Origin of the sequence: Acetatifactor muris (assembly GCF_024623325.1) — a bacterium.
GTDB classification, from domain to species: domain Bacteria; phylum Bacillota; class Clostridia; order Lachnospirales; family Lachnospiraceae; genus Acetatifactor; species Acetatifactor muris.
The window spans coordinates 1-3,586 of record NZ_JANJZD010000083.1; the positions used below are offsets into that span (position 1 = coordinate 1).

The 3,586-nt window shown below is 46.2% G+C and carries 7 protein-coding genes; all 7 read right to left on the bottom strand.

Annotation, left to right across the window (positions count from 1 at the left end):
* Nucleotides 1-34 precede the first annotated feature (34 nt).
* Nucleotides 35-430 carry a plasmid mobilization protein gene (locus tag NSB25_RS28835; protein ID WP_016227614.1) on the bottom strand — a complete coding sequence of 132 codons (396 nt, stop codon included), beginning with the start codon at nucleotides 428-430 and terminating at the stop codon, nucleotides 35-37.
* A gap of 469 nt (nucleotides 431-899) precedes the next feature.
* Nucleotides 900-1,124: a helix-turn-helix domain-containing protein gene (locus NSB25_RS28840; RefSeq protein ID WP_016227613.1), complete on the bottom strand. Its 225-nt coding sequence runs from the start codon at nucleotides 1,122-1,124 to the stop codon at nucleotides 900-902.
* Nucleotides 1,096-1,554: an RNA polymerase sigma factor gene (locus tag NSB25_RS28845; protein ID WP_103242755.1), complete on the bottom strand. Its 459-nt coding sequence runs from the start codon at nucleotides 1,552-1,554 to the stop codon at nucleotides 1,096-1,098. The genes NSB25_RS28840 and NSB25_RS28845 overlap by 29 nt, the downstream gene beginning before the upstream one ends.
* Before the next feature lie 63 nt (nucleotides 1,555-1,617).
* Nucleotides 1,618-2,175 (bottom strand): DUF1700 domain-containing protein, encoded by a 558-nt coding sequence (locus tag NSB25_RS28850; protein ID WP_016227611.1) that lies wholly within the window; start codon nucleotides 2,173-2,175, stop codon nucleotides 1,618-1,620.
* A 4-nt stretch (nucleotides 2,176-2,179) separates the two neighbouring features.
* A complete protein-coding gene (locus NSB25_RS28855; RefSeq protein WP_016227610.1) occupies nucleotides 2,180-2,512 on the bottom strand; it encodes a PadR family transcriptional regulator in 333 nt (110 codons plus the stop codon).
* 348 nt (nucleotides 2,513-2,860) lie between these two features.
* A complete protein-coding gene (locus NSB25_RS28860; RefSeq protein ID WP_002586628.1) occupies nucleotides 2,861-3,001 on the bottom strand; it encodes a Maff2 family mobile element protein in 141 nt (46 codons plus the stop codon).
* Nucleotides 2,985-3,314, bottom strand: a complete 330-nt coding sequence (locus tag NSB25_RS28865; RefSeq protein WP_257479365.1) for a hypothetical protein — start codon at nucleotides 3,312-3,314, stop codon at nucleotides 2,985-2,987. Before NSB25_RS28865 ends, NSB25_RS28860 begins: the two co-directional genes overlap by 17 nt.
* Nucleotides 3,315-3,586: the final 272 nt, after the last annotated feature.

Below are 3,586 nucleotides of genomic sequence, written 5' to 3' on the forward strand. Positions count from 1 at the left end.
TAGGTACTGCTCGGCAGCTCCATAGTCGGCATTTTTAGAGCTGATATGTTTGAACGTTGCCAACGGCTTCACCTACTTTCTGCAAGACTTCAAACTTCAAGGCGGCAAGTTCCGCTGTGGCGGCTCGCACTTCTTGGGAGAGGGCGTTATAAGGTGCGCCGTACTCGTTCAGACAGCGGGCTATCTGGTTCAAGTTGCCGCCGATTTTTCCGTATTCGGCTGTTAGCTTCCCAACGGCAGAAAGCAATTCATCATTGACCGTGGAAACGGTGATAACCGGGCGTATGCTTGACTTAATGAGGGCTTGCCGGATAAACTCGGCTTGGCTCATTTTGCAGAGGGTGACACGCTCGGAAAACTCGGCGTATTCTTCCTCGGTCAAGCGTGTCTTGATTACCCGGCGGCGGTGGGGCGTGTTGTATTTTTTCATGGCTGTAAACCTCCTTTCGTGGGTGGATTTTTTCAAGCGGCGCAAGCCGCAAAAAGGCGGGCTTGGGGTGGCAACCCCAACAAGATTCCCGCAGGACAAAATGAGCGATTAGCGAAATTTGGTACTGTGGTAGAATCTTGCTCTTAAAAAGTGGCGGCTTCCTCTGTGTGGGCTTCCGTCAATACCTTTAGTGCCGCAAGCGGGAATTTCGCCAAAGCTGCGGCGATATTTCTCCCCCTACTACCTACAACACCATGTAAAGCAAAAATGACGGAGATTTACGGAAATTTTCCTCTATTCCTTACAAAACCGCACAAGCCGGAATAGGCGGGAATTTTGAGAAATTTCTTTTTATCCCCCTTTGCACGGCATAATACTGGCGATTTCTGAAAATGCCAAAAATGGGCGCAAAAAAACAGGAAACCTTTTTTGATTTCCTGTCTTGGTGTGCCGTTTTATGTAGCGGCGGTTATTCAGTTTTTCGGTATGTCTGTTCATCAAAACGGAACTTGAACAGGGCAGCGACAAGCCGCTGTTTTATGCTGTCCTCGGTATCCCTGTCGATATGCCCGTTTTCAATGGCAGCGATTCGGATACGCTTGCTGTAATGCCTTAAAACCTCGTCCACGGCTTCCGGCTCGCCGCTGGTCGCCCGGACAATCGTTTCATAGGGCAAAAGGTTCGGATTCCCCATGTGAAAGCACCTCCATTTTCCTTTGCAGGAGTTTTAACGTCCTGCGGATTTGATACCCGGTCGTACTCCGGCAGCGTCCGTACATTTCCCCGATTTCCTGTTGTGTGTAATCTCCGAAAAAGTAAAAGAATATGATTTCCCGGTTTCTCTCCGGCAGAGATAACAGGGCGGCGGCAAGCTCCCCATTGGTGAGGATAATTGTCTGACCGCATATCGTTATGGGGTATTCTTCATAAGGTGCTTCAAAATATTTGTCTGTTGTGCCTAAAGGGTAAAATTTTTCTTCTGTGAGGTATTCAAGGGATATTTCTTTTTGCCGCCGTCTGCTCCTGTCACGCCATGCGTTGAGTGCCGCAAAGCGTATAACGGTCTTGCAAAAACCGTTGAACGTATACATGATATGTTCCCTATATGCTTCTGTGCAAGGCATAAATAATTCCCCCTTTCTCCCACATGGGGCGTTGCATGGTTTATAGTTGCTATTCAATATTGCTTAGATTTCCAAATGCTGTTTAGCTTTGCTGACACCTTTGATATAATAGACTAACAGTTTCCAGCACCCACGCCCAATAAGATACAGAACTACTCCCATGACAATACTGATGATAAAGACAGCTACCGGATTTTCAATCCCGGAAATACCGATATAGTTGGCATAGGGAATACCTAAATTCAGTAGTGAATCAATCAATTTGACAGAACCCATAATAGGAGTAGCTATTGCACAAATGATGAACACAGGGCTGCAAATCGCAAGAACTGGAATTACAATCAAGCCGGAAAGACTTGCAATACTATAATAGGCGCAAATAGCAAGGACTCTATTCCAACTAAAAGAATTGCTTTTTGCAATCAAATCCCCCAGATACGCTTTTGCCAACTCTTTGGGATTGCCCAGCCGTTCAGTAATTTGTTCTGCGGTTTTTCCATCGCCTTGCAATTCAAGGATTTCACTTTTGATTTCTTTCACAATATCAACACGTTCGGATATTGGCAAAGGTTTCAGATACTTTTCAATTTTTTCAAGATAGTCATTTAAAATTTTTTCCATAGTCTTATTCTCCTTTAATTTCATTGATTGCATTTAACAAGTTATTCCATTCTTGAGACATAGCAGAAATATATTCAAGCCCTTTGTCTGTAATGGAATAATATTTTCTCGGCGGCAAACCCTCGGCACTTTCCTGCCATGAGGACGAAACATATTCTTCTTTCATTAGCCGTCTGAGTAGCGGATAAATTGTATTCTCTTTTGCAGCTAAAATAGGATATTTTTCTAATGTGCTGATAATTTCATATCCATAAGATGGTCGCTGCCTTATCATTAACAGAATACAAAAATCAAGTGTCCCACGTTTGATTTGGGATTTCCAATCATCAATATTCATATACTGTACCTCCTTGCTATATATCGTACCACACAGTATATCTAATGTCAATGGTATATCTGAAAAAAATTAAGATTATACATGTTATAAGTAATGCGTAGGATTTCGCCGACGTAGGCACTGTGGGAATGTGCATAACTTGCTGTCTTATGGAGTTGTGGGAAAGTCTGTTTGCAGAATGTGGGAAAGCTGCACTTTAGCTTTTCCATGTTCTGTGAACGGACTTTTCCATGACGGAATAGCAAGTTATACACATTTCCACGGTGCTTATCTTTTGGTCTTTGGTTTCTTTGGTTCGGAATAGTGTGGTGCTGGCTGTCTATCTCTTGTTTTCGGTTACTTGCTTCTTTACCGTACATGAGCATTCGCGCCCGGATTGTCGTTGCCGTAGCCCTCCATGAGGTTAATCACGCCCCAGATACCAAGCCCGGCTCCAAGTGCTACAACAAGGGTCTGCAAAACGTCTACTGCGCTATTGAAAAATGCCATGAATATATCCTTTCTGCCGCGTCTGCGGCTGTCCGGCAAGCGGACAAAAGGCGGTCAGCGTATGGTCGCCGCCGCAAAAAAAGCCGCCCTGTATGTAAGGCGGCGTCCCCGCGCTGCGTAAGTTCTGCGGCGCGGCGGTATTCAGTTGTAAGGGGTGCGGATTTTGCCGCTGTGTACTGCGCCGGAAAGTGGGGGCGCGTATCATGTAGCCGGTATGGATAGATGTGATTGCTTCAATCGCTCCTTTCTGTGTCCCGCTGTGCTGCCGGACGTTTTTTTCAGACTTGCGGGAAGTGAATAGCTTGCGCAGCAAGGTGTTCGCTTCCCGCAAGTTCACAAAGGGGTAGCTGCCGCAAGGCAGCGTAGGGGAAGTGTAGCTTCCCCTGTCCCCCGGCGGTCTGCCATGCTGTCATTGTTGCGGGATAAGCCCCCGGCGCGTGACATACTCCGTTGCAAAGCGGCGGTGTTCCGCTTCCTTTTCCCGCCAATACTCCCATAATGCAGCGTCGGCGGCTTCCGCAACATTCATTAAAAACCGTTCAAGCTGCTTTTGTTTTTCCTCTGCGCTACGTTTCCTCATGGTCT